This is a genomic window from Wenyingzhuangia sp. IMCC45574, from assembly GCF_054182685.1.
This window is the reverse complement of the sequence record NZ_CM135169.1, coordinates 2868094-2892548: the sequence shown is the minus strand read 5'-3', so window position 1 is coordinate 2892548 and position 24455 is coordinate 2868094. Positions and strand designations below refer to the sequence as shown.

The window sequence follows — 24455 nt, the reverse complement described above, 5'->3', positions numbered from 1 at the left end:
AGGGCTTAGTACCTAGGGCGGGAATCGAACCCGCACTTCCGAAGAAACTGGATTTTGAATCCAGCGCGTCTACCAATTCCGCCACCTAGGCATTCTTGAAATTGATGCTGCAAATGTAAAAAAATATCTAAGTTTTAACATTAAATCAATCCAAAAAAAAAACCTATTTTTGCAATCGAATAAAAATATCATTCTCAACACTCATACAAATGTCTGTAAACCAACTAACTCCAAAAGTTTTTGCGTGTTCTCAAAGTAGAGAATTAGCCGAGTCTATTGCTAAACACTACGGAACAGAATTAGGTGATTTAACCGTATCTAGATTTAGCGACGGTGAATTTCAGCCTGTAATTAACGAAACTGTAAGAGGAAGAAGAGTCTTTATTATAGGTTCTACTTTCCCAAATTCTGACAACTTAATGGAGTTGTTATTAATATTAGATGCTTGTAAAAGAGCTTCTGCAAAACACATTACTGCGGTTATGCCTTACTTTGGTTGGGCTCGTCAGGACAGAAAAGATCAACCTCGTGTAGCTATTGGGGCTAAATTAACAGCTAACTTATTAGAAGCTGCTGGTGCAACTCGTGTAATGACTATGGATTTACACGCTGGTCAGATTCAAGGTTTCTTTGAAAAACCAGTAGATCACTTATACGGATCAACAGTCTTTTTACCATACCTAGAATCTTTAAAACTAGACAATTTAACAGTAGCATCGCCAGATATGGGAGGTTCTAAAAGAGCTTATGCCTATGCTAAATATCTAAAAAGCGATGTAGTTATCTGTTACAAGCATAGAGAAAAAGCCAATGTAGTTTCTCATATGGAGCTAATTGGAGACGTACAAGGTAAAAATGTTGTATTGGTTGATGACATGGCTGATACTGCTGGAACCTTAACGAAAGCAGCCGATTTAATGATTGAAAGAGGTGCCTTAAGCGTAAGAGCTATTGTAACCCACTCATTATTATCGGGTAACGCTCACGAGAGAATTGAAAACTCTAAATTAACAGAGTTTATCACTTCTGACACTATTCCATTAAAAGAACAAAATTCTAAAATAAAAGTGCTATCTTGCGCTCCCTTATTTGCCGAGGTAATGGACAAAGTCCAAAACTTTAAGTCAATTACGGATAAATTTATCATTTAATATATATTATGCAATCAATTACAATCAAAGGATCTCAAAGAGAAAGCGTAGGTAAGTCAGCGACTAAAGCCTTACGTAATGCTGGTCAGGTTCCTTGCGTTATTTACGGAGGGGATGAAGTTTTACACTTTTCAGCAGAAGAAAAAGCATTCAAAAACTTAGTATACACTCCAAACGTATATACTGCTAAGATTGAATTAGACGGAAAAACTTACGATGCTGTTTTACAAGACATCCAGTTCCACCCAATTAACGATAGTATTTTACACATCGACTTCTATCAATTAGATGCTGATAGAGAAATCACAATGAACGTACCTGTTAAAGTTGTTGGTAACTCTAAAGGTGTTGCAATGGGAGGTGCTTTACGTCAGAACTTACGTAAATTAAAAGTAAAAGCTATTCCAGCTAATTTACCAGATTTCGTAGAAGCAGACATTTCTGAATTAGAAATTGGTAACAAATTATACGTTTCTAAATTAAGAAACGATCAATACCAAATTTTACACAATGACAACACTGTTGTTGCTCAAGTTAAAATGTCTCGTAACGCAGCTAAAGCTACTACAGAAGAAGAATAGATTTCATCTTTTTCATATAAACAAAGAGCGTTGCTATTGCAACGCTCTTTTTTATGCAATAGAATGTTATATTTGATTTAAAAAAATATGGCCTTTTTCTCTAAATGGTTTCAACCAAAACAACTGACTAACGAAACAGATCCCATGAAAAAATATTTAATAGTAGGACTTGGAAATATTGGTGCTGATTACGAAAACACTCGCCATAATATTGGTTTTAAAGTACTAGACGAACTTGCAAAACAACAAAACGTTTCTTTTAGCACCGAAAAATTAGGAGATGTGGCTGTATTTAAATTTAAAGGGAGAACCTTTGTATTGTTAAAGCCATCTACTTATATGAATTTAAGCGGTAAAGCGCTAAAATACTGGATGACCCTAGAGAAAATACCACAAGAAAATATTTTAGTGATTTCTGACGATTTAAACATTGATTTTGGAACTTTTAGACTAAAAGCAAAAGGAAGTGCAGGAGGACACAACGGTTTAAAAGACATTAACGAAAAATTAGGAAATCAAAACTATGCTCGTTTTCGTTTTGGTATTAGCGCAGTATTTAGCAAAGGGAAACAAGTTAATTATGTTTTGGGAGAATGGAATGCAGATGAAGAACGTTACCTACCAGAATTGCTAGACAAAGGAGCTAAATTAATTGTAAGTTTTGGAACTGCGGGTATTGGAAACACCATGAATTTGTACAATGGAAAACAAGTTGAAGACATAAAATAATATGAAACTCCTTAGCTATTTTAGAGATCTTAAAACTCAAAAAATCATTTTATGGTGTTACCTAATTTGGTATATCTCCATTATGAGTATCTATTTTGATCCTTCTTTAAAACTTTGGATGAGTGCTGCTGGTATTTCTTGTATTATCGGGTTTGCATTGGTACTTTCTACCAATCAACAAGGCACTAAACAAGATTTATTGGGTAAAATAAGGCTCTTTGTGTTTCCTTTTTGTGTATCTAGCTATTCTGCCACTATAAAGGATTACGATTTTATCCTATTGTTCCCAAGTAATACACATCATTTATTTATAGCTTCTTTGGCCTGTTTGGTCTTTTTAACCGTTGTTTTTAGTGTAAAGACCTACTTTTCAATACGCTCTAAAAACTCAGACAAACCAACAATAAGCAACCTGTAATCTACTTACTGATCACTCGCAAACCATTCTGCAAAAGAGCTCTCCGTTTCTTGAAGTTTTAATGAATGTAATTGAATATTCTCTGGCAATCTATTTTTAATTTTCTCAGCAAAATCTATAATCATCATTTCGCTTGTTGGTTGATAGTCTACCAAAATAACATTGTGCCCTCTATCTGCTAACTCTTTAGCCAATTCTACATGAGGTGTATTTTTATTAAAAACTGTTGCGTGATCAAATACATCCTCTATCTCTGATTTTACAATTTTTTTTAAATCTGTAAAATCTATCACCATACCATACTTTACATTATTAGAATCACTAATAGGAGTACCAATTACAGTTACAAATAACTTATAACTATGTCCATGTACATTTTTACACTTTCCATCGTAACCATACAAAGCGTGCCCGGTCTCAAAATCGAACTTCTTAGTAATTCTTATATTGCTCATCTTACTTATTTTTAAATTTAGACAATGCTGCTTTTGTTTCCTTAGACAACACCAACTTACCACTAACTGCAGCTCTTTCTTTTAGTAAGTCATTCCAATTCTCTGTCCCTTGCCACAACACCTTCTTCATCTCGTGTAATGCTTTAGGATTGTAGCTAGATAATTCATTTACATAAACAGCCACCTGCTCTTCTAAAGTCTCTATATTAGCACAAACAACATTGTACAAGCCTTTATCTTCTGCCCACACTGCATTTTTCCATCCTGTAGGATTTAACGACAGAGCCGCCATATTGTTTAAACCTATTTTTTTAGAAACCACTGGCTCTATCACAAAAGGACCAATACCAATACTTAATTCCGATAACTTTATACTTGCAGCCTCTGTAGCTAACACATAATCACTAGCAGCTGCAATACCAACACCTCCTCCTACAGTTTTTCCCTGGATAGATGTTACCACTAATTTACCACACGTTCTAATTGCATTTATGACATTGGCAAAACCCATAAAAAACTGAGTTCCGTTTTCTAAGTCCTCAATTTGTAACAATTCATCAAAAGAAGCACCTGCACAAAAAGCTCTTGTCCCAGCACTTTTTAAATGAATTAAATGTACTGCATTGTTTGTACCTGCTTCTAAAATAGCCTGAGACAATTCTTTTAATTGCTCGCTATTTAGAGAGTTACTCGCTGGATTAAAAAACTCAATTTCAGCTATTTTATTTTTTACTGTAGATGTAACGTATGCAGTTGTCATAAATAATTTATGTTAAATTTAACTTTAACAGCTTTACAAATTTCAAACGCAAAAGTAAGGCTCTTAAGGACATCCACACAACAAAAGCCGCCCAAATTGCAAAAATCCCAAAGTTAAAGTAGTCTAAAATTAATAAAGTTGGCACAAATCCACCAATGGTAGCAACCAACTGTGTGTTTCTTAATGTTACAGCTTCGGCCATTCCTTTGTACACATCATCGTACACAAATGCAATGGCATTTAATGGTTGCATTGCTAATACCATCCAAAAGAAAGTTTCAAAAGTTGCGATTACTTGTTCGTCATTTGTAAAAATCTCCCCAATATATCTGTAACCTATCAAAAAACAAATACTTAGAAAAATAGAGATCGTCAAAGCATATCTGGTTACCGTATTTACTAGAATCTTTAATTTTAAAAAATTCCCTTCCCCTTTTAATCTACCCGAAACTATAGCCGTTACGCTCGCGTAACCATCAATAAAAAAGGCAAAAAACAACCAAATTTGAAATGCTATTGTAAAAGCAGCTATAAATTCCGATCCGTATTTGGTAGCATAAGCATTGGACATTGTTAAACTAATATTTAGCAACACAGTTCTTAAAAACATATTAAACCATATACCAATAGCCCTATGTAACTCTGGATGTACTTTCCAAATGATCTTAAGTCTGAATGGGGTTTTTACAAAGAGTAAAATTAAGGCCAAAACAAACATAACTACCTGAGCAATTACACTTGCCCAAGCCGCTCCTTCTACATGCATAGCCGGAATAAACCCTTCTATTCCATAAACCAATACAAAGTCTAGCACTATGTTTAAAACAGCCCCTGTTGCACTTATAACCATTGGCCAAAAGGTATTTTGCAAGCCTCTAAAAATTGCAAATACAGAGACTATAAACAATAACAAGGGAAAACCAAGTGCTCTAATTTTATAATAGGAACTTGTATACACCAAGACCAATCCTTCTGCATTATAGGCTTTAAAAATCTGTATGGTTAAAAAGTAAGTAATTGCATAAACAAGACAGCCTAAGGTGATATTAATAGCAATTACCTGAGCAGGCAATCCTATAATTTTATCTAGTTGCTTTTTACCAAGGTATTCTGCAACCAAAGCAGCAATTGCTACTTTACTCTGAGTAAAAATCCAACCTAGTGTTGCAATAAACGAACCCGCAATACCAACTGCCGCCAAGGCTTCTTTTGCATTGATGGAAACATTCCCTACAACTGCTGTATCTGTTAATGATAAAACGGGCTCTATTACTCCCGAAATAATTGCTGGAACCGCAATACTATTGATGTACTTAAAAGAAAACTTAGGATTGCTCATGAATAAAAGCAATTGTTTTTCTTACTACTTCTTGTAAATCTACAGGCATTTCTTTTTCTGTATAGGGCTGCGAATTCCCTAACGCATGATTCATATCTTGAATAGTTATTAAAGTACTCTTAGGATTCCAACTATGAACATTCTCCGACTCAACAGGTTTTACTACCACATCGTCTGTTCCGTGAATCAACAAATGATTTGCTGTAATTTGTTTTACTGCACTTTCTATATGTAGTCTTTCTTTATTTGCGACAAAGTCTTTGTAAAAAGAAATATAATGCGGCATTTTTTGTTTCGTCCTAGCATTTTTAATGTAGCCAACTCCTCTTAACTTCCATAGAAACATTTTAAATCCGGTTGGGAATCTAGATTCTATATCAGAAATTCCTGCCCAGGAAACTACATTCTTAACCCTAGACTCCTCACGTGTCTTTAAAGTTACCACTCCTCCACCTCTAGAATGTCCAATCAGAGTAATATTATCCAAATCTAATTCATCTGCAAATTCTTCGTTCTTTACCACATAATCAATCACCGATTGCAAATCGTCTAATTCCTTAGTAAACGTATTTTGCCCAAAAGCTTTTAAATCTGGAAAATCGATAGGCTGTTCTACTGTTCCTCCATTGTGCGAAAAGTTAAACTTTACAAAAAAGAAGTTTTGTTTTGCGAATTCGGTAGCCATTAAATTCCAAGCTCCCCAATCTTTAAAACCTTTGTAACCATGCGCAAAAATCACTACAGGCTTTTTTGCACCATCTTTGGTAAAATGAAAATCGGTTAGAATAGGTCTAACGTGCTTTCCTTCTATCTGAATATTCTTGTAAATCATTAAGCTTCTTTTTTAAATGCTCTATCTAAGTTTTCTACAAAATTAAGCTTGTTATCTAATATTTCGTCAATCAACCCTAATAAACTGTCTTTAAATAGGTTTAGATTTTCTTCTGTTACCTGATGCTCTTTTCCTCTATACTTCTCAGTAAAATTCATAGCCAAGAAACCTGCTTTTAGATTTTTAAAGGAATAAATTCCAGTTTCTAGCTTTCTAGTGTTTACATCTATTTTTTCTGTAGCTGTGTACATTAACACATACATTAAAACCTGTACAATTTTATGATGTTTATAATCAGTAGTTGCCAAAGTAACATCAGACAACTTTAAATCTTTAGCTTCTACTTTTCCTGTTTTATAATCTACTATTCGCAATACTCCATCTACTTCGTCTACCCTATCTATCTTCCCTTTTATTTTCACCTGGTGTCCTTGTGCAGTAATCAATACTGTTTGGCATTCTTTCTCTAGCTCTTTTACAACAATTTCTTTTCCTGCTTGAATCTCTTTTAATTCAAGGTTTAGAAAGTTTAATACAAACTGCCTTGCAACTTCACTAATTAGTCTGTTTTTACCAGCTGTAATATCCCCATCTTTAAACGATTCCTTAAACTTACTTTTCACCATAACATCAACTTGTTCTAGCATAGACTTAATATCTTGCTCCAACAAAATTTTATTTATATATGGCATGTACAAAAACTCTAAAGAGTCGTGCACTACAGTTCCTAAAGTATTATGAGCTACTTCTTCTTCTACTATTTCTGTTTCTTTTATTTTTAAAACCATCTTATAGTAAAACTCCAAAGGATCATTTATATATTCAATAATTCTACTTGGAGAGGCTCCCTTTTGAAAATAACTTTTTAGAGCAACCATTACCTCTTCTGTTTTTTTAACTTCTCTTGCTTTTTCCTCTATAGTGTGCAACCCCGTTACTACATTTCTATGTACTGTCTCCTCTTCTTTGTCTATTAATAAACGAGTAATAAAACGACTCATTTCAGCACTACCAAAATCATCTGTTTGTGTGTTGTATACCAAAAAAATATTCTCTGCTCTTTGTAACAACCTATAAAAATGATACGAGAAAATAGCATCCTTGGCTAGATAAGTAGGCATATTAAAGTAACGTTTTACTTCAAAAGAAATAAAAGAACGCTCGGTTTTTCCTGATGGCAAAACTCCTTCATTTACAGAAGTCATAATTACATTCTTAAAATCCAAACAGCGTGTTTCTAAAACCCCCATCAATTGCATCCCTCCTAATGCATCTCCTTTAAAATCTACTGTTTCTAATGATAACAATCTATAAAACACTTTAGACAACACTTTAAAGCTCTCTATATATTTGTATTGATCATTTAAATTGATGACCTCCTGGATTACCTTTTTAAAACTCTTTACATATAGCAAATCAACACCTGTTGTTTCATCTTCCATTAAGCGAATAAAGGTCATTACACTTGCTAAAAAATGATTTATAGAATAATTGTCTTGAAATAAATCAACAATGACTTGTTTTAATTCATGTTCTCTAAACAACTTTTCTAACTCTTGATGCGTTATAAAAACTAAGTTATTCTTTGTAATAATTTGAATGATATTAGAACTAGCGTTCTCTGAAAAACTTGAAACATACGAGTGTCTTAATACAGCAATGATATCTTTAAAATAAAATGCATTTTTCCCTAGCTTTTGTTTATTCAAATACAAATCGAACAAACTTTGAAACAAGCTAGAAAAGGGTATATTACTTAAAGAATACCCCATGGTAATATTTACATTTTTAACCTCTTCTGGAATAGAATTTAATACAACAGGCAATAAATCCTCCTCTGCCAAAACCATTGCAGTTTCATTTGGATTTAATTCGTTCTTTAAAAAAGAAGTAGCCGCTTTAACGCCCGTTACATTTAACGGAGCTCCCAAAACCTGAATATTCTTTTTTTGCTTAAAATGATTTTGAATCCACTTTTTTTGCTCCTCCCCTTCTAAACAATTCCAATCATTAAAGAACTTTCGCAGAAAAGTACCTGCTTCATGTTTCCCTTCAAAATAATAAGCATCTATATCCCAAAAAGCTTTGTTTCCATCTATACTTAAAAAACTTTGGAACAATTCCTCCTCCGCTTTATTTAAAGCATTAAATCCAATAAAATAAAAAGACTTGGCTTCATGTTTTTCTATATATGATTGATGTTTTTCATATGCCTCTCTATAAATCAACCCCTGATAAGCCGCTCCTTTCTCTAACAAAACAACCAAAAATTCCTGATAGTATTTGTACAACTCTTTTACAAAAGACATATAATTACTAATCGTTTCAGTCTCATCATCCTTAGTAGGAGACCAATCTTTTATATTCTGTAAATCGGTTAAATAAGAGAAAATTTGCGCTGCATTTACCAAATGACGATCTATTTCATTAAAATCCTGTATTGCTATGGTAGCCCAACCTATAAAACGCTCAAAAGAATCTGGTTGATCACCTTTATAATTGGCTCTATAAACTTTATAAAACTCAAAAATTAAAGAAACCTGATCCATGCTTTCCAAACTAGAAATCTCTTTAATGAAGTTTTCTATACTTATAATCCTAGGCAAAAAAGAAGCTTTTCCAGACAACTGCTGACGTAGTTTATTTTTAAGATAAACTCCAGCTCTTTCACTCGGAATTACACAAACTAAATCCTTTAAATTATTGTTTTCTGTTACTATTCTTTCAGCAACTTCTTGTAAAAAAGTATCCATAAAATCTTAGAGAATAACCGAAATGAGATTCATACCGATATATAGTACTAATATAAATAAACATAACATAAAAAGCCCACTCTTAAGAGTGGGCTTTAATTTATTTAATTCGTAAAATCTATTCTCGACTTAACAATAAAACAGAAATTTCTACCCTTCTATTAATCGCTCTACCTTCTCGTGTTGCATTTGTTGTTTTAGGTTTACTTTCTCCATATCCTAAAATTCTCAACCTAGACCTCTCCACTCCTTGATCTACCAAATAATTAACAATTGATTTAGCTCTCATAATAGACAACTTCATGTTAAAAGCAGCAGACCCAGTACTATCCGTATGTCCTTCTACATAAAAACCTGCAATTGTAGAAGTATCAGCCAATAGCATATCCACAACTCTATTCAATTTTTGTTGCACACTGTATTCAATAGCCACCGCTCCAAACTTGTAATTCACGGTTTCTATCAATTTCCCTTTAGACTTTACATAGGCATCGGCTCCTGCATCAGAAAGCCTTAATACATCAGGCTCAGAACATCCATTAAACTCCTTAGAGCCAGCAATTCCTGGACATCTATCTTCTGAATCTACAATTCCATCACCGTCAGAATCAGGACACCCTCTAAGTTCTTTACTTCCAGGAACTAGTGGACAAACATCATCTTTATCAGCAACTTCATCTCTATCTTCATCAGGACATCCATTTGTTTTTTTAGAACCTCTTATTCCAGGACAAACATCTAACTTATCAACAATACCATCTCCATCAGTATCCTTCTCTGCTGGGCAACCAGAATTAGTTTGAACACCTGCTACATTAGGACATTTATCATCCGCATCAATCACACCATCTCCATCCTTATCTGGGCAACCATATAACTCCTTAGTCCCTTTTACATTCGGACATAAATCATCTCTATCTGCTACTCCATCTTTATCTGTATCCTTTTTAAGACTAAAATTGTAAACTACAGATATGGAATGATGCATAAAATTACGACCAATACCTGCTGCCTCTACAAAATTACTTCCTGAAAAAGGAGTACTTGTTTTAAAATTGGTTTCAAAATTTAGTCCAAACCTATCATTAAACCATGTATTAAAACCAAAACCACCAAAAACAGGTATTGACAAATCAGCTTCTTCTACTAAAGCAAAACCAAGCCCTATTTTAAAATATGGATCAAACCAACCCGTTTCTCCAATTATATTATTAAAGTCATATCTTAAACCTAAATCTCCAGAAATAAAATTATAATCAAAAACCTTAGACTCTCCAAACTGCTTCTTAAGCTTGTTATATGCTAATGCACCATCAATGGTTAAACTTCTATTTAAATACCTACTCAACACCAATCTACTAAAAAAAGGAACCGTATTAGTATCTACAAATGGGCCTATATAATCTACAAATAAGTCACCCGTTTCCGACAATTTATACTGTGTTATATCAACTGTATTAATCCCTAAACCAATAGTCCAAAGTGTTGCTTTTTTATCTTGAGAGTACCCTCCTAAAGAAATTATAACTAGCGAAAATATTAGTAATCTTTTCATATTAACCTGTATTGAATATTAAACATAAAAAGAACCGCTCAGCGAGCGGTTCTTTTTATGTTTAATAAAGTATAAATTGTAATAAAACTTAGTTCTTTTTTACTTCTATAATAGAAATTTCAACTCTTCTGTTTTCAGCTCTACCTTTAGAAGTTCTGTTAGAAGACTTAGGTTGAGTTTCACCGAATCCTAAGATGATTAACTTAGACTCATCAATTCCCTTAGCAACTAAGTAATCTACAACTGCTTGAGCTCTCTTTTTAGACAACTTCACATTGTAAGCAGCAGGACCAGCGCTATCAGTATGTCCTTCTACATATAATCCAGCTATTTTCTCTTCATCAAGTAATTTAACAACTTCGTTTAATTGATCTTTAACACCCAATTTGAATGTATAGGCACCAAATTTAAACTCTACTGTCTTGATTAACTCTCCTTTAGTTGGTGTAGTTCCAGGAGTTCCTAAAGCTAATAATTCTGGTTCGTTACATCCTCCAAATTCTTTTGTTCCAACAACCTCTGGACATCTATCTTCAGCATCAGCAATACCATCTCCATCTGCATCAGGACAACCTTTAGTCTCTACTGTTCCAGCAACTGCAGGACAAGCATCATCTTTGTCTGCTACTCCATCGTTATCAGAATCAGGACATCCTTGTAAAGCTTTTAATCCTTTAACGTTAGGACAAGCATCGTCTTTATCTGCTACTCCATCCTTGTCAGTATCAGGACATCCTTTAGTTCTAGCCGAACCAGCTAATTTAGGACATTGATCATCTTTATCAACAATTCCATCTCCATCTGTATCAGGACAACCGAAGAATTCTTTAGACCCAGCAATTTCTGGACATAAATCTTCTTTATCTGGAGTTCCATCTTTATCAGTATCTTTAGCTCCAAACTTATAAACTAAAGAAATAGAGTGTTGGAAATGATAATCACCTACTTTACCAGCTGTTCCTAAATCCTCTACACCTAAAATCTCAACACCATCTAAATGAGCACTAGACTTGTAACTTGTCTCAAAATTCAGTCCTACTTTATCATTAAACCATGTATTGAATCCTAAACCTAAAGAAGCAGGAGCTGCTAAATCATCTCCTGTGGTTAACAATAAACCTAAACCTAATTTCGCATATGGATCAAACCACTTAGTATCTCCAATAACATTATTTAGATCATATCTAAGACCTAAGTCTCCAGATAAATAACTATGAGAATCAACTAACTCTTCCTCACTGTACTGTTTTTTTATGCTATTATAAGCAAAAGCAAAATCAAGTGTAAAGTTTTTATTTAAATATCTAGAAACATATATTCTACTTAGGACTGGAATCGTATTAGTATCCTTAAAAGGACCAATATAATCGTTAAAAATTTGGTCTCCAATATCTGAAACCCCTGACGGACTAATATCTACTGTATTAATACCAACACCAATTGCCCATGGTCTGATCTCGTCTTGTGCTTTCGCACTTCCGAAAGTTAATATTGCAAAAGCAACAAGTAATAATCTTTTCATTTTTATTTATTATTTAGTTTTTACCTCTTTCTCAGAACAAATATATAAAAATAACATCTGCCAATATATGCTTTATGTTATAAAAATGTAAAAAGCAAACTTAAGTTAAAAAGATCTCTGGTAAATTATTCCCTTTGTTTTTTATAATTCAACCCTTTTTAACTCTGTCGACTCATTACAATATAACAAAAATTTATGTAAAACAACGAACCCCATCCCCTCTAACACTTTTGCATAAAAACTTACCTGATCTACGTGTGCTTCTTTTTCCACTCCTGTTTTATAGTCTAAAATCACAACATTATTACCAAAAAACACCAACCTATCAATAATAATCATTTCGCCGCTTGGTGATAATACTGAATATTCATTGTATGCCTTTACCCCTTCTTTATAATACATCTTCAAATCTTGATGATTAATCACATTTGAAACAATACGCTTTGCTTTATTTTCAACTTCCAATTCAAAACCCTGTTGTTCTATATATGAATTCGCAACGGGAATATCCACAACTATATAAACCTTTTCTAAAGCCTTATGAATTACGTTACCAAACTCTTTAGAAGAATCTTCATCTTTAACCTCCTCAACTACAAATACATTATTTTTCTTTTTATCAACACTTCTAAAATCTTCTAAAGAGAATACTTCATTCTCGATCTCTTTCCTAGATAACTTCTGAGCTCCCCCTACTGAATACAAGCAACTTCCTGCTTCTTTAGTATTGATATATTCTGCAAAAAAATCACCATAGTTTTTAATTGATTTTGTTTTTGACTCTTTATAATCACACAAAATATACAACTGCTCCTCTGCTCTGGTTAAAGCTACATACAGCAAATTAAAATTATCTAATTGAGTTTCTCTATTTATATTTACCAATTCTTCTACACCTACTTCCCCATATAACTCCAACTTACTCGATGCTCCAATTCTAAAACTATCGAAATCTCCAAACAAAGATTCATTACTCGTTTTATACCATAATTTTTCTTTTGTAATATCTTCGGTATTCAAATCAAAAGGAAAAATTACCACTGGAAACTCTAATCCTTTAGACTTATGTATGGTCATAATCTGTACAGCATTTTTATCTGCTGCTATCTCTACCTTTAACTTTTCTTTCTTAAGACCCCAATACTCTATAAAAGTTTGCAAACTTCCAGCCTCTTTTAATTGAAACTCTAAAACCAAATCTAAAAGGGTCTGAAGGAATACGTCTGTCTTATCTACCAACTTAAAAGACCTTATTACATACTCTACACCGCTATATAGAGATTCAGCAAAAAACAAATCTTTATCAAAATCTAATTCTAAATAAGAGAACAATTCTTCTAAAGTATCACTATTGAGAGCTTTGTCAAAAAACTCATGCGAGTCAACCCCAACATTTAAATGTTCGTACAAAAAACTTAACACCTGAATAAGTATTTCCTTATCATCGGTATTATCTAACCATCTTAGTAAGTAAATTAAAAACTGAACGCTTGAATTACTTTTCAACAACAAACTATCTGGTGAAATTACATCTATCCCTTTAGACACTAAGTAATTTGCAACGGCAACCCCATCTGCTTTCTTTCTAGTTAATATGCAAATATCACCTTTATCAAATCCGTTTTTCTCTATTTCATTTATCTGCTGATAAATTTTCTCTCCATATTCTTCATACTTCTCCAACTCTTCATCCAGCTCGAAAAGCTCAACTTTAACGTAACCTCCCTCCTTGGAATTTTCTTTTTGAGTCTTTTCTCTCTGATAGATTTCTTTGTAAGTAGGATCTTTTAAATAATCTGAAATAAATGAGAAAAAGTCGTTATTAAAACTGACAATATTACTGTAACTCCTATAATTTGTACCTAGTGTCACCACTTCTTTCTCTACAAAAAACTCATTATCCACTTCTTTGTTAGACAAATCTACAAACTGAGCAGCTTTTCCTCCCCTCCATCTATAAATGGATTGTTTCGCATCTCCCACCAACAACAATCCTCCTTTATTTTGAGACAATGAATTGTGTATTAACGGAATTAAATTCTCCCATTGCAACTCAGAAGTATCTTGCATTTCATCAATAAAAAAATACTGAAACTTTTCTCCTAAGCGCTCATAAATAAAAGGAACGGGTTCATTTTTAATCTGCTTACTAACAACCCTATTAAATTCTGCATTTAATCTAAAATTATTTTCTTCTCTATAATTTACAAACTCTTTATTTATATAACTAAGCACAGTAAGAGGTACCAAAGTGTTTAGAATTTTCTTTACCAACAAATATTGTCCAAAATGTTCTTCACATATTTTTTGAGAAATTTCAAAAATAGAAATCAACTCACCCTGTATAGCATCAATAGCGCTTTTCTCTGCAGTAGATTTCGATTTTGCATAAAGAACTCCATTACTCATATTCTTTGCCAATCTATTTCCTAAAGGATGCTCCTCTTTTTCAAAACAACTCCCTAAAAATTTATCAAAATATTTCGGCAAATCTCCACTCGAAAAAGACTTATGTTCAATCCCATTATCATCAATCAATGCCAAAGCCTGCTCACCAATTTCTTTAAAAGCTTTCTCTGTATCACTTAAATACTTTCTAAGTCTACTTTCCAAAGATTTAAAATCGGACAAACTTGTATTGATTAATCTTGAAACCTCTAGCTCATTTTCTTCATTGAGTAATAACTTCGCAACCTCAACAAGAGACCTATTTACATCCCAAGATTTGTCATCATTTACTTGATGCAATGTATAATCTACCAACACCCTGGTTAGATCTTTATCCTCTCCTATTCTAGAAACTAATAAATCAATGGTTTCTTTTAACAACGGATCGGCATCCATCTCTACATTAAAATCCATTGGCAATCCTAAATCCAACGAGAAGGTTCTAATTAGTTTATGCGTAAAGCTATCTATTGTTATAATATGGAAACTTGCATAATTCTGAAAAATATTCTCTAACAATCTCTTTGATTTGTATTGAATATCTTCCAGACTTAAAGACAATTCTTTAGCAACATCACTCGCTATTGCATTTTCTTTTCCCTGAGATACATCTTGAAGCGTTCCCAAGACACGCTGTTTCATTTCTCCTGCAGCTTTATTGGTAAAAGTTATTGCTAAAATTTTCTGAAATTCGAACTCACTACGCAAAGCTACTTTTAAGTACTCTTTTACAAGCGTATAGGTCTTTCCACTTCCTGCAGAAGCATTGTAAACTTTAAAAAAACTGTCTGAATTCATAGTATAAAAAAAGAGATTGTCTAAATTAAACAATCTCTTTTACATCGTAGGTTTGTATGCATATCTTTTACGCTATCACATTGACTTTTCTAACTTCTAAAGCAAAAGTATCAAAATCTGTATCTTGATGAGAAAGCGCTACAGCCGTATCTACAACAACCTCGTGAGTTTGTAGTGGAAAACCTAAACCAACTGCTAATTTTTTTAACATTCTTAAGGAAAGCTCAAACGATTCTTTGTCTATCAACAACATTCTACACAAAGCATACAATCGTTCAATTCTTTCTTCATAATTTGCTGGTGGATTGATAGGATATAATTCTGGATTTCTAATAATTTTTCTAAAAGCAACATCATTAACATTTAATTCCTTTTTAATCTTTTTTATCAATCGAATTTCATCCCTATTTAACTTACCATTAGATCTTGCAATCTTAACGATATTTGCTAAATGTCCTCTATTTTTCTTCTGCGTTCCACTTAAAAAAAGATTTACTATTGGCATAACTAATTATTTTTTAAAGGTTTTATAATAAATATACTACTTTAGTATAAATAATACAATACCAAAATCATACCATTATTTATCCTCTAAACAAAAAGAAGTTTTGCTTCATTCCTTCTAATTCAGAATTTTTATTATCGGATATATAAGAAATCGCTTGTTGTGTAAAATCTGCTCCTTTTTGGGTTAATGAAATGATATCATTATTCACTTCAATCATATTATTTTGATTCGCCAGTTTTAATACTTTTCTAGCACGTTGAGCACTCCAATTTATATGTTCCTGTAAATGATTTATATTTCTTTCCTTTTCCTCTTCGTGATTTGCCAAATGCAGTAAAAAAACCAACAAAGCAACCTCTGTCTTTTGTTGCTTTTCTTTGTACCATTGCGACAAGTAACCTCTATTGGGTGCAAATAAATACACTCCAAAAAAGACCAGACCTAAAACTGTTGCTATTGTACCAGCAATAGAAGCATCTAAAGCATTTGCGATCCAATACCCTACTAAAGAACATACAACACCTAAAATTGATGAATAGATTAATAGCTTTTTTAAATTATCCGTTAAAAGATACACACACGCTGCAGGTACAATCATAAAGGCAACCACCAAAACAGCACCAATAGCATCAAAAGCACCAACAGTAGTTACAGAAGAAACCGTCATTAAACCATAATGAATAGCCATAGGCAAGAACCCCAAAGAAGCCGCTAAACCAGCATCAAAAGTTGCAACTTTTAACTCTTTATAAAATAAAACCAACAACGTTATAGTTACCATCAAAATGCTTCCCATCATCCACAAAGACTTTGGCCCTATATCTAAACCATTAAACATCAACCGATCAAAAGGAGCAAAAGCCACCTCTCCCAACAAAACGGCATCTACATCTAAATGAACATCTCCCGCATTTCTTGCAATCATTATAACACCTATACTAAACAGCGAAGGAAATACTAAACCAATAGCTGTATCTTCTTTCACCAATCCTGTTTTCTGAATATACTCAACCAACACCACTGTTAAAACCCCAGTTGCAGTAGCCATTAAAATAAGCCAAGGCGAAGCTAAATCTTGCGTAACAAAAAAACCGACTACTATACCTGGTAAAATAGAATGACTTATCGCATCGCTTATCAAAGCCATTTTTCTAAGTACTAAAAAAACTCCTGGCAAAGCACATGCAACCGCCACCAAACTCAATATAACTTGTATTTCTATTTGTGCAGCTGTCATAACTCTTGTGAATATAAATTTTTAGCAACTTGATAGCCTTTTTCTGTTAAAGACCAATCACTTTTATTCAGCAGGATTAAATCTTCTGCCTGCAATCTTTTTAAACTTCTTTTTGTGTATCCCTGAAAATTATTCAGTAACTGAATTTTATGTGGATGAGAAACATTTTCATGTGTCTTTACAATATCATACATAAAAGAAAGAGTCTTCATCAACTTTAAATCGTTCCTATTCCTCCAAAGTTTTATTTGCTTAAACAACAACCCTCTAATGGGAGAAAACACAAAAGACACCATTACAAAGCAGGTAGCTATTAAAACAATTACAGGACCCGTAGATAAATTATTTGCACTGGCACTAATTGCAGTTCCCAAAATTCCTGAAGAAGCACCAAACACTCCAGCCAAAAAAACCATCTTTGCCAAGCTATTTGTCCACTGTCTTGCAGCAGCTGCGGGTGCCAATAACATTGCACTCATTAAAACCACTCCTACTGTTTGCAACCCCATAACAATAGCAACTACTATAAAAGCCGTCATTAAAGTATCAATCACTTTTACATTAAAACCTAATGTTGTTGTATAATCAGCATCAAAAAGCACCATCTTAAACTCTTTCCAAAACAAAAAGACAATGATTAAGGCAATTGCCGCTATTAAAGACATTAACCAAACATCACTAGCCAATAACGTTGCTGCTTGTCCAAATAAATATTTTTCTAAACCCGACTGATTGGCATTGGGCATTTTTTGAATGTAGGTTAACAACAACATTCCAAACCCAAAAAAAGTAGACAACACAATTCCTAAAGCTGTGTCTGACTTTAAATGTGTTTTAGAAATTATTCCCTTTATAAAAATTGCACTTACCAAACCACTCATTAAAGCCCCTAGCAACAGTCCATTATTATCTTTTACTCCTAACACTAGAAAAACAATAGCAATTCCAGGTAACGATGCATGAGAAATAGCATCTCCCAACAAGCTCTGTTTACGCAACACTGCAAAACTCCCCAACATACCACATAAGGCTCCTAACACAGCCGTACCTAGTGTTATAATCTGTAGGGTGTAATCCACCATTAATAAATCTAAATACTCTTGCATACTATTCTACAATACTCGTTTTGTAATTAATTCCGTAGGTCTTTGTTAAATTATCATCGTTAAAAATATCTGCTACAGGACCTGTTGCTATTTTTTTGACATTTAAAAACGTAACCCAATCAAAATACTCTGGAACCGTTTGTAAATCGTGATGCACCACTACTACCGTTTTTCCGGCCTTTCTTAATTCCTTTAGTATTTGAATAATTGCCTTTTCGGTAGTAGCATCAACTCCCTGAAAAGGTTCGTCCATAAAATAAATTGCTGCATTTTGCACTAAGGCTCTTGCCAAAAAAATTCGTTGTTGCTGTCCTCCAGATAATTGAGAAATTTGTCGATTCTGAAAAGGTAACATCCCAACTTTCTCTAAAGCTTCTAACGCTAGCTTCTTTTCCTTTTGTCCAGGTCTTTTCATCCAACCCAAAGCTCCATAAGTCCCCATCATAACTACATCTAATGCAGTTGTAGGAAAATCCCAGTCTACACTACCTTTTTGCGGAACATACGCAACTAAAGAACGTTGCTTTCTGTAGGGCTTCCCATAAACAGAAACAGATCCTGCTAAAGGATTTATAATATTTAAAATAGACTTTAACAAGGTAGATTTCCCAGCTCCGTTGGGTCCAACAATAGCCATTAAAACTCCCTCTGGAATTTTTAAATCTATATCCCACAATACAGGCTTATAGTTATAAGCAACTGTTAAATCGTCTACTGCTATGGCAATCTTTGGCTGCTGGTTGTTAGTTGTTGGTTGCTGGACTTTATCCATTGTTATTATTTTATATTTCTTGAATCACGATTCATGGATTAAAACTTTACTCTCCTAACACTTGATTCTTTACTTTTAACTACTATTTAAGTGCTTCCACAATCGTATTTACGTTGTAACGATACATTCCTACATACTTTCCTGTTTCTTCTGATGGATTTCCTAAAGCATCAGAAAATAACTCACCCCCTATACGAACCTCTTGTCCTTTAGATTTTACGGCTGCTTGCAAAGCTTCTACCGTTCTCTTTGGTACCGAACTCTCTACAAAAATGGCTTTTATTTTATGTGTTATAATAAAATCAGAAATACGCTGTACGTCTTTTACACCTGCTTCTGTTGCCGTTGACAATCCTTGCAAACCAACCACCTCAAAATCGAACTCTTTTCCGAAATAAGAAAAAGCATCGTGTGCCGTTACCAAAATCCTTTTTTCTTTTGGTAACACTGCTACTTTGGCCTTCATTTCTTCAGCCAAATACTGCAATTGTTTAACGTACGCCACTCCATTTTTCTCATAAATCGCTTTGTTTTCTGGGTTTAAAACAACTAATTTATCAACTAGTATTTTTGTTACGCTTATCCAATTTTCTATAGAAAACCAAATATGTGGATCATGAGAACTTGCAAAAGCTTCGGAATGAATTACATTTTCTTTAGGCAAAAACGCTCCCAACGCAATGGTTGTTTTCCCTATGTGATTCATCTTCTCAAACACCTCTACCAATTTCCCCTCTAAATGCAACCCGTTGTACACAATTACATCTGCGCTAGATAATTTGGTTAAATCCCCAGCAGAGGCTTTGTACAAATGCGGATCTACACCCGCCCCCATAATTCCTTTTACCTCTATTGCATCTCCTCCTAAAACTTTTACCAAGTCCGTAATCATAGTGGTGGTAGTAACTATGGTAAACTTTTCATTGGCTTCTTTTTTTGCAGGCTTACATCCCACCAAGGCTATTAAAACAACAAATAGTGCAACTAGCTTTTTCATCCGTTTATTTTTACATATAAATTATTAGATATCTGTTGAGAGATAGATATCTTTCTATTATCTATCAACAACATCATAGAGTTATCAAAACTCTCTTTATGAAGTATTTCAATCTGAGCTCCTAATCGTATCTCTGCATTGTCCAAATACTTTAAAAAAGCAGTAGAACTATCTTTTACACCAACTATCACTCCTTCTCCTCCTTCGTTCATTGCTCCCAAAAACACTGCATTTCTAGAAACTATATTTCCATCTTTATCGGGTATTGGGTCTCCATGGGGATCGTATCGTGGAAAATCTAAAAAGGTATCTAAACTATCTATCAATTGTTTCGATTTTACGTGCTCCAATTGCTCGGCTACATCGTGTACCTCATCCCACTTAAAACCTAAGTGACGTACTAAAAACACTTCCCACAATCTATGTTTTCTAATTACATAAACCGCCATATCTTTTCCTTCTACCGTTAAAGAAACTCCCTGATACTTAACATAATTCACCAATTCTTTCTCTGCCAACTTTTTAATCATGTCTGTAACAGACGATGCTTTTGTTGCCAAACTCTCGGCTATTTTATTCGTACTAACAGGCTTGTTGTTCACTACAAACAAACTATAAATAGCCTTTAAGTAATTCTCTTCCGTTTGTGATAAATCTAATTTCATTATCAACAAATATAAAACAAATAATAAACATTACTTAAAATTATTTTTTAGACAAGTCTAAAAATTGTTTTAGATTTGCACACACAAACAATCAACCATGAAAACTAGGCTCTCTATTTTTTTACTACTACTAACACAAGCCATTTTGGCTCAACAAGCACATATTAAAGGTATTGTTACTTGCAAAGGAACTCCCGTTTTAGCTACTATTGCTATTAAAAACGGAGACCGTACAAGTTCAAATTTAGATGGAGAATACCATCTTAAATCGCCTCAAGGAAACCAAAGATTAATAGTTACTGCTATTGGACATAAGACAAAAGAGATAGCTTACACCATTTCTGACAGCGAAGTAAAAATAATTAACATTCAACTTAAAGAAGACGTTTTAGGCTTAGATAGAATTGTAGTAACTGCAACAAGAGGGTATTTAAATAGAAAAAAAGCTCCTGTAATTGTTACCGTAACAGACGCTAAAGTATTAGAAGCCACTCAATCGGTTAGCTTATCCGAAGGCTTAAACTTTCAGCCTGGTTTGCGAATGGAAAACAATTGTCAAAATTGTGGTACGTCCGAAATTAAAATGAATGGATTAAATGGAGCTTACTCACAAATATTAGTAGACAGTAGACCTATTTTTAGTACGTTGAATAGTGTATATGGTTTAGATCAAATTCCGGCCAATATTATCAAACAGATTGAAGTAGTTCGTGGTGGAGGATCTGCCCTGTATGGTTCTAATGCTATTGCAGGTACCATAAACATCATAACCAAAGACCCTACTGAAAATAGTTTTTCTATAGGTAGTAACTTTGCTTTGATAGACGGAAACACAGCAGACAATACCTTAACGTTTAACGGAACCATTATTAATGATGATTACGACACTGGAATTGCATTATTTGGTATGAAACGTAAAAGAGATGCTTACAATGCAGACAATGACGGATATACTGAACTAACCGAACTAGAGAATACATCTTTTGGTTTCAAAGCTTTTAACAGACCTAATGAGCGAAAGAAAATTACGGCCGAGTTTAATGCAAATAACGAATCGAGAAGAGGAGGAAACAAATTAAACTTACTTGCCTTTCTATCTGATATTACCGAGGAAATTACCTCTAAAGTTGTTTCTGGAGGATTGACTTATGAATATTTAAGTCCCAATAAAAACGATACCTATTCTATTTACGCCTCTACCTCTGTTTCTAACAACACCAATTTCTATGGCGGATTAGCTGGTGAAGAAGCGACTGAAAGTAACATACAATCTAGTATACAAGGTTTTGGAAACTCTAAAGACATCACTTTTGTAACCGGTGCTCAGTTTGCTCATAAATTTAAAAAACACGGAACATTTACCGGAGGTATTGAATACAAATACAATGACATAGACGATCGTAAAGAAAATCCATTTTTCGAACCTATTATTCAAACCACTCACTTAACAGGAATATATGCGCAACAAGAATTTATAGTTAACGATAATTTGAGAATTCTGGGAGGATTAAGAGCAGATAAACACAATTTAGTAGACGAGGGAATTATTTTAAACCCTAGAGCAAATATTTTATACAGTATCAACAAAAACCTACGTTGGAGAACAAGCTACGCTAAAGGCTTTAGAGCTCCACAAATTTATGGTGAAGACGTACACGCTTCTTTAGCTGCTGGAGAAATTAGTAGAATTAAAAACTCTGATGGTTTAAAATCAGAAACATCACACAGTTTCTTAACCTCTTTAGACTGGACCAAAGAATTAGAAAATGGAGATTTTTCTTTAGTTACCGAATTGTTCTACACTAAATTAAACAACGCTTTTGCTTTAGAGCAAGGACCAGAGACCACACCAGGTTCAGAAATTTTTGAATGGATTAGAAGTAATACTTCTGGTGCAAAAGTATATGGAGTGAACTTAGAAGCTAAATATGCACCCAACGAGAAATGGTTAATGCAAGCAGGAGCCACCTTACAAAGAGCTTTGTTTAATGAAAAAATAGCATGGTCCGAAGAAGAATTAGATCAAGCTACTAGAGAATTTAACGAAACACCTAAGGCATATGCCAACTTTGTACTTTCTTATGCTCCTACTAAAGAATTCCAAAACAACCTTTCTGGAGTATATACTGGAAGAATGTACGTTCAGCATTTAAAAGGATACATTCCTAATGATAAACTAGAAAAATCACCTCGGTTTTTTGAATTGAATTGGAAGAGTTCTTATCAGTTCTACTTAGACAAGCACAAACACGCTCACTTTGAACTTTCGGGTGGAGTGCAAAACATTTTTAACGCCTTCCAAAACGACTTTGACCAAGGAGCAGATAGAGATGCAACTTATGCTTATGGACCACAAAGGCCAAGAACTTATTTTATTGGATTGCGCTTTGGAATATAAACATATGTAAAGATGTTTTTTCGCAATATAATGATTCTCGGAGATGCAATATCTTTGACATATACCCCAGAGAACAATACCCCAAATAACAATCCCTTCATTTATATATTAATGAAGGGATTGTTCTCTTAAATACCCTAGTTATTTTCAACTTTTCTCTACCAACATCACCGTTTAAGAAGAAAAGAATGTGACCATTCCGCACACATTTTTATTTCACGTTTATTTACAAAACAAAAAGGCTCAAAACCCCACACAAACAAAGACTTGTTACAAATAAATTGAAACCTTTAAAAAAAGAATCAAATCTTACATAAATTCGTATTTTAGCTTACATCAAATCAAACTAGAAGCGTATAACATGGCAAAAGAGAAAAACGAAAGAGACGATAAATTAAAAGCACTACAACTTACCTTAGATAAATTAGACAAAACGTATGGTAAAGGTGCTGTAATGAAGATGGGAGATATGGCTGCTCAAGATGTAGAGGTTATTTCTTCTGGTTCTTTAGGAATGGATTTAGCATTAGGTGTAGGTGGTTATCCTAGAGGTAGAATTATTGAAATTTATGGACCTGAATCATCAGGTAAAACGACTTTAACAATTCACGCTATAGCAGAAGCTCAAAAAGCTGGTGGAATAGCTGCTTTTATTGATGCAGAACATGCTTTTGATCGTTTTTATGCAGAAAATTTAGGCGTAGATGTTGACAACTTAATTATTTCTCAACCAGATCATGGAGAGCAAGCTTTAGAGATTGCCGAAAACTTAATTCGTTCTGGTGCAATTGATATTATTGTTATTGACTCTGTAGCTGCTTTAACTCCAAAGAGTGAAATTGAAGGAGAAATGGGAGACTCTAAAATGGGACTTCATGCACGTTTAATGTCTCAGGCATTACGTAAGCTAACAGGTACAATTAACAAGACCAACTGTACGGTAATTTTCATCAACCAATTACGTGAAAAAATTGGAGTTATGTTTGGTAACCCAGAAACAACTACAGGAGGTAATGCATTAAAATTCTACGCATCTGTTCGTGTAGATATTAGAAGAAGAACGCAAATTAAAGATGGAGATGCAGTTATAGGTAACTCTACAAAAATAAAAATTGTTAAAAACAAAGTAGCACCACCTTTTCAACAAGCAGAATTCGACATTATGTATGGAGAAGGAATTTCTAAAGTTGGTGAAATTTTAGACATAGGTGTAAATTATGGTATTATTAAAAAGAGTGGTTCTTGGTTTAGCTACGGAGAGACTAAATTAGGACAAGGTAGAGATGCCGTTAAAACGTTAATTAAAGACAATCCTGAATTGGCTGAAGAATTAGAAACTAAAATTATTGAAGCTATAAAAAACCAATAATTTAAACACAATACTTCTTAAAAAAAGGCTGTTATTGTTATGCAATAACAGCCTTTTTTAAT

At 33.6% G+C, this 24455-nt stretch carries 20 protein-coding genes and 1 tRNA gene; 6 read left to right on the top strand and 15 right to left on the bottom strand.

What is annotated here, in order from left to right:
* Positions 1-9: 9 nt before the first annotated feature.
* Positions 10-91, bottom strand: a tRNA-Leu gene (locus tag ACXHHC_RS12290).
* Between the two features lie 118 nt (positions 92-209).
* Here ACXHHC_RS12290 and ACXHHC_RS12285 point away from each other — a divergent pair.
* From ACXHHC_RS12285 to ACXHHC_RS12270, 4 genes are all read left to right on the top strand, one after another.
* Positions 210-1151, top strand: coding sequence for a ribose-phosphate pyrophosphokinase (locus tag ACXHHC_RS12285; protein WP_458226672.1), 942 nt, complete (start codon positions 210-212; stop codon positions 1149-1151).
* 8 nt (positions 1152-1159) lie between these two features.
* Positions 1160-1732 (top strand): 50S ribosomal protein L25/general stress protein Ctc, encoded by a 573-nt coding sequence (locus ACXHHC_RS12280; protein WP_458226671.1) that lies wholly within the window; start codon positions 1160-1162, stop codon positions 1730-1732.
* A gap of 144 nt (positions 1733-1876) precedes the next feature.
* Positions 1877-2461: an aminoacyl-tRNA hydrolase gene (pth, locus tag ACXHHC_RS12275; RefSeq protein WP_458226670.1), complete on the top strand. Its 585-nt coding sequence runs from the start codon at positions 1877-1879 to the stop codon at positions 2459-2461.
* A gap of 82 nt (positions 2462-2543) precedes the next feature.
* Positions 2544-2879 (top strand): hypothetical protein, encoded by a 336-nt coding sequence (locus tag ACXHHC_RS12270; RefSeq protein ID WP_458226669.1) that lies wholly within the window; start codon positions 2544-2546, stop codon positions 2877-2879.
* A gap of 5 nt (positions 2880-2884) precedes the next feature.
* On the opposite strand, the gene ACXHHC_RS12265 is transcribed toward ACXHHC_RS12270, so the two are convergent.
* The 14 genes from ACXHHC_RS12265 to ACXHHC_RS12200 all read right to left on the bottom strand — a co-directional run bounded on the left by ACXHHC_RS12265 (position 2885) and on the right by ACXHHC_RS12200 (position 20626).
* Complete coding sequence (locus ACXHHC_RS12265; RefSeq protein ID WP_458226668.1) at positions 2885-3334, bottom strand: 6-pyruvoyl trahydropterin synthase family protein; 450 nt, start codon at positions 3332-3334, stop codon at positions 2885-2887.
* A gap of 1 nt (position 3335) precedes the next feature.
* Entirely contained in the window at positions 3336-4094 is a 759-nt protein-coding gene (locus ACXHHC_RS12260) for an enoyl-CoA hydratase/isomerase family protein (RefSeq protein WP_458226667.1), read from the bottom strand.
* A 7-nt stretch (positions 4095-4101) separates the two neighbouring features.
* Positions 4102-5433, bottom strand: coding sequence for an MATE family efflux transporter (locus ACXHHC_RS12255; protein WP_458226666.1), 1332 nt, complete (start codon positions 5431-5433; stop codon positions 4102-4104).
* Positions 5420-6265: an alpha/beta hydrolase family protein gene (locus tag ACXHHC_RS12250; protein WP_458226665.1), complete on the bottom strand. Its 846-nt coding sequence runs from the start codon at positions 6263-6265 to the stop codon at positions 5420-5422. The genes ACXHHC_RS12255 and ACXHHC_RS12250 overlap by 14 nt, the downstream gene beginning before the upstream one ends.
* Complete coding sequence (locus ACXHHC_RS12245; RefSeq protein WP_458226664.1) at positions 6265-9018, bottom strand: PD-(D/E)XK nuclease family protein; 2754 nt, start codon at positions 9016-9018, stop codon at positions 6265-6267. The genes ACXHHC_RS12250 and ACXHHC_RS12245 overlap by 1 nt, the downstream gene beginning before the upstream one ends.
* Positions 9019-9136: 118 nt before the next feature.
* Positions 9137-10573 carry an OmpA family protein gene (locus ACXHHC_RS12240; protein ID WP_458226663.1) on the bottom strand — a complete coding sequence of 479 codons (1437 nt, stop codon included), beginning with the start codon at positions 10571-10573 and terminating at the stop codon, positions 9137-9139.
* Between the two features lie 88 nt (positions 10574-10661).
* Positions 10662-12095, bottom strand: a complete 1434-nt coding sequence (locus tag ACXHHC_RS12235; RefSeq protein ID WP_458226662.1) for an OmpA family protein — start codon at positions 12093-12095, stop codon at positions 10662-10664.
* Between the two features lie 141 nt (positions 12096-12236).
* Positions 12237-15341, bottom strand: coding sequence for a UvrD-helicase domain-containing protein (locus tag ACXHHC_RS12230; RefSeq protein ID WP_458226661.1), 3105 nt, complete (start codon positions 15339-15341; stop codon positions 12237-12239).
* Positions 15342-15408: 67 nt separating this feature from the next.
* Positions 15409-15846: a hypothetical protein gene (locus tag ACXHHC_RS12225; RefSeq protein WP_458226660.1), complete on the bottom strand. Its 438-nt coding sequence runs from the start codon at positions 15844-15846 to the stop codon at positions 15409-15411.
* Positions 15847-15925: 79 nt separating this feature from the next.
* Positions 15926-17086, bottom strand: coding sequence for a metal ABC transporter permease (locus tag ACXHHC_RS12220; protein WP_458226659.1), 1161 nt, complete (start codon positions 17084-17086; stop codon positions 15926-15928).
* Complete coding sequence (locus ACXHHC_RS12215) at positions 17083-18192, bottom strand: metal ABC transporter permease (RefSeq protein ID WP_458226658.1); 1110 nt, start codon at positions 18190-18192, stop codon at positions 17083-17085. Before ACXHHC_RS12215 ends, ACXHHC_RS12220 begins: the two co-directional genes overlap by 4 nt.
* Position 18193: 1 nt before the next feature.
* On the bottom strand, positions 18194-18964 hold the full coding sequence (locus ACXHHC_RS12210; protein WP_458226657.1) for a metal ABC transporter ATP-binding protein: 771 nt from the start codon (positions 18962-18964) through the stop codon (positions 18194-18196).
* A gap of 82 nt (positions 18965-19046) precedes the next feature.
* A complete protein-coding gene (locus ACXHHC_RS12205) occupies positions 19047-19961 on the bottom strand; it encodes a metal ABC transporter solute-binding protein, Zn/Mn family (RefSeq protein WP_458226656.1) in 915 nt (304 codons plus the stop codon).
* A complete protein-coding gene (locus tag ACXHHC_RS12200; RefSeq protein ID WP_458226655.1) occupies positions 19958-20626 on the bottom strand; it encodes a metal-dependent transcriptional regulator in 669 nt (222 codons plus the stop codon). The genes ACXHHC_RS12205 and ACXHHC_RS12200 overlap by 4 nt, the downstream gene beginning before the upstream one ends.
* Before the next feature lie 97 nt (positions 20627-20723).
* On the opposite strand from ACXHHC_RS12200, the gene ACXHHC_RS12195 reads away from it, so the two are divergent.
* Both ACXHHC_RS12195 and recA read left to right on the top strand, forming a co-directional pair.
* A complete protein-coding gene (locus tag ACXHHC_RS12195) occupies positions 20724-23024 on the top strand; it encodes a TonB-dependent receptor (RefSeq protein ID WP_458226654.1) in 2301 nt (766 codons plus the stop codon).
* A 361-nt stretch (positions 23025-23385) separates the two neighbouring features.
* On the top strand, positions 23386-24393 hold the full coding sequence (gene recA, locus ACXHHC_RS12190; protein ID WP_458226653.1) for a recombinase RecA: 1008 nt from the start codon (positions 23386-23388) through the stop codon (positions 24391-24393).
* The last annotated feature ends 62 nt before the right edge of the window (positions 24394-24455 follow it).

Excerpts from the sequence above, each read along its gene's own strand:
- ACXHHC_RS12285 (WP_458226672.1), top strand. The coding sequence starts at position 210 with ATGTCTGTAAACCAACTAACTCCAAAAGTTTTTGCGTGTTCTCAAAGT.
- ACXHHC_RS12280 (WP_458226671.1), top strand. The coding sequence starts at position 1,160 with ATGCAATCAATTACAATCAAAGGATCTCAAAGAGAAAGCGTAGGTAAG.
- pth (WP_458226670.1), top strand. The coding sequence starts at position 1,877 with ATGAAAAAATATTTAATAGTAGGACTTGGAAATATTGGTGCTGATTAC.
- ACXHHC_RS12270 (WP_458226669.1), top strand. The coding sequence starts at position 2,544 with ATGAGTATCTATTTTGATCCTTCTTTAAAACTTTGGATGAGTGCTGCT.
- ACXHHC_RS12265 (WP_458226668.1), bottom strand. The coding sequence starts at position 3,334 with ATGAGCAATATAAGAATTACTAAGAAGTTCGATTTTGAGACCGGGCAC.
- ACXHHC_RS12260 (WP_458226667.1), bottom strand. The coding sequence starts at position 4,094 with ATGACAACTGCATACGTTACATCTACAGTAAAAAATAAAATAGCTGAA.
- ACXHHC_RS12255 (WP_458226666.1), bottom strand. The coding sequence starts at position 5,433 with ATGAGCAATCCTAAGTTTTCTTTTAAGTACATCAATAGTATTGCGGTT.
- ACXHHC_RS12250 (WP_458226665.1), bottom strand. The coding sequence starts at position 6,265 with ATGATTTACAAGAATATTCAGATAGAAGGAAAGCACGTTAGACCTATT.
- ACXHHC_RS12245 (WP_458226664.1), bottom strand. The coding sequence starts at position 9,018 with ATGGATACTTTTTTACAAGAAGTTGCTGAAAGAATAGTAACAGAAAAC.
- ACXHHC_RS12240 (WP_458226663.1), bottom strand. The coding sequence starts at position 10,573 with ATGAAAAGATTACTAATATTTTCGCTAGTTATAATTTCTTTAGGAGGG.
- ACXHHC_RS12235 (WP_458226662.1), bottom strand. The coding sequence starts at position 12,095 with ATGAAAAGATTATTACTTGTTGCTTTTGCAATATTAACTTTCGGAAGT.
- ACXHHC_RS12230 (WP_458226661.1), bottom strand. The coding sequence starts at position 15,341 with ATGAATTCAGACAGTTTTTTTAAAGTTTACAATGCTTCTGCAGGAAGT.
- ACXHHC_RS12225 (WP_458226660.1), bottom strand. The coding sequence starts at position 15,846 with ATGCCAATAGTAAATCTTTTTTTAAGTGGAACGCAGAAGAAAAATAGA.
- ACXHHC_RS12220 (WP_458226659.1), bottom strand. The coding sequence starts at position 17,086 with ATGACAGCTGCACAAATAGAAATACAAGTTATATTGAGTTTGGTGGCG.
- ACXHHC_RS12215 (WP_458226658.1), bottom strand. The coding sequence starts at position 18,192 with ATGCAAGAGTATTTAGATTTATTAATGGTGGATTACACCCTACAGATT.
- ACXHHC_RS12210 (WP_458226657.1), bottom strand. The coding sequence starts at position 18,964 with ATGGATAAAGTCCAGCAACCAACAACTAACAACCAGCAGCCAAAGATT.
- ACXHHC_RS12205 (WP_458226656.1), bottom strand. The coding sequence starts at position 19,961 with ATGAAAAAGCTAGTTGCACTATTTGTTGTTTTAATAGCCTTGGTGGGA.
- ACXHHC_RS12200 (WP_458226655.1), bottom strand. The coding sequence starts at position 20,626 with ATGAAATTAGATTTATCACAAACGGAAGAGAATTACTTAAAGGCTATT.
- ACXHHC_RS12195 (WP_458226654.1), top strand. The coding sequence starts at position 20,724 with ATGAAAACTAGGCTCTCTATTTTTTTACTACTACTAACACAAGCCATT.
- recA (WP_458226653.1), top strand. The coding sequence starts at position 23,386 with ATGGCAAAAGAGAAAAACGAAAGAGACGATAAATTAAAAGCACTACAA.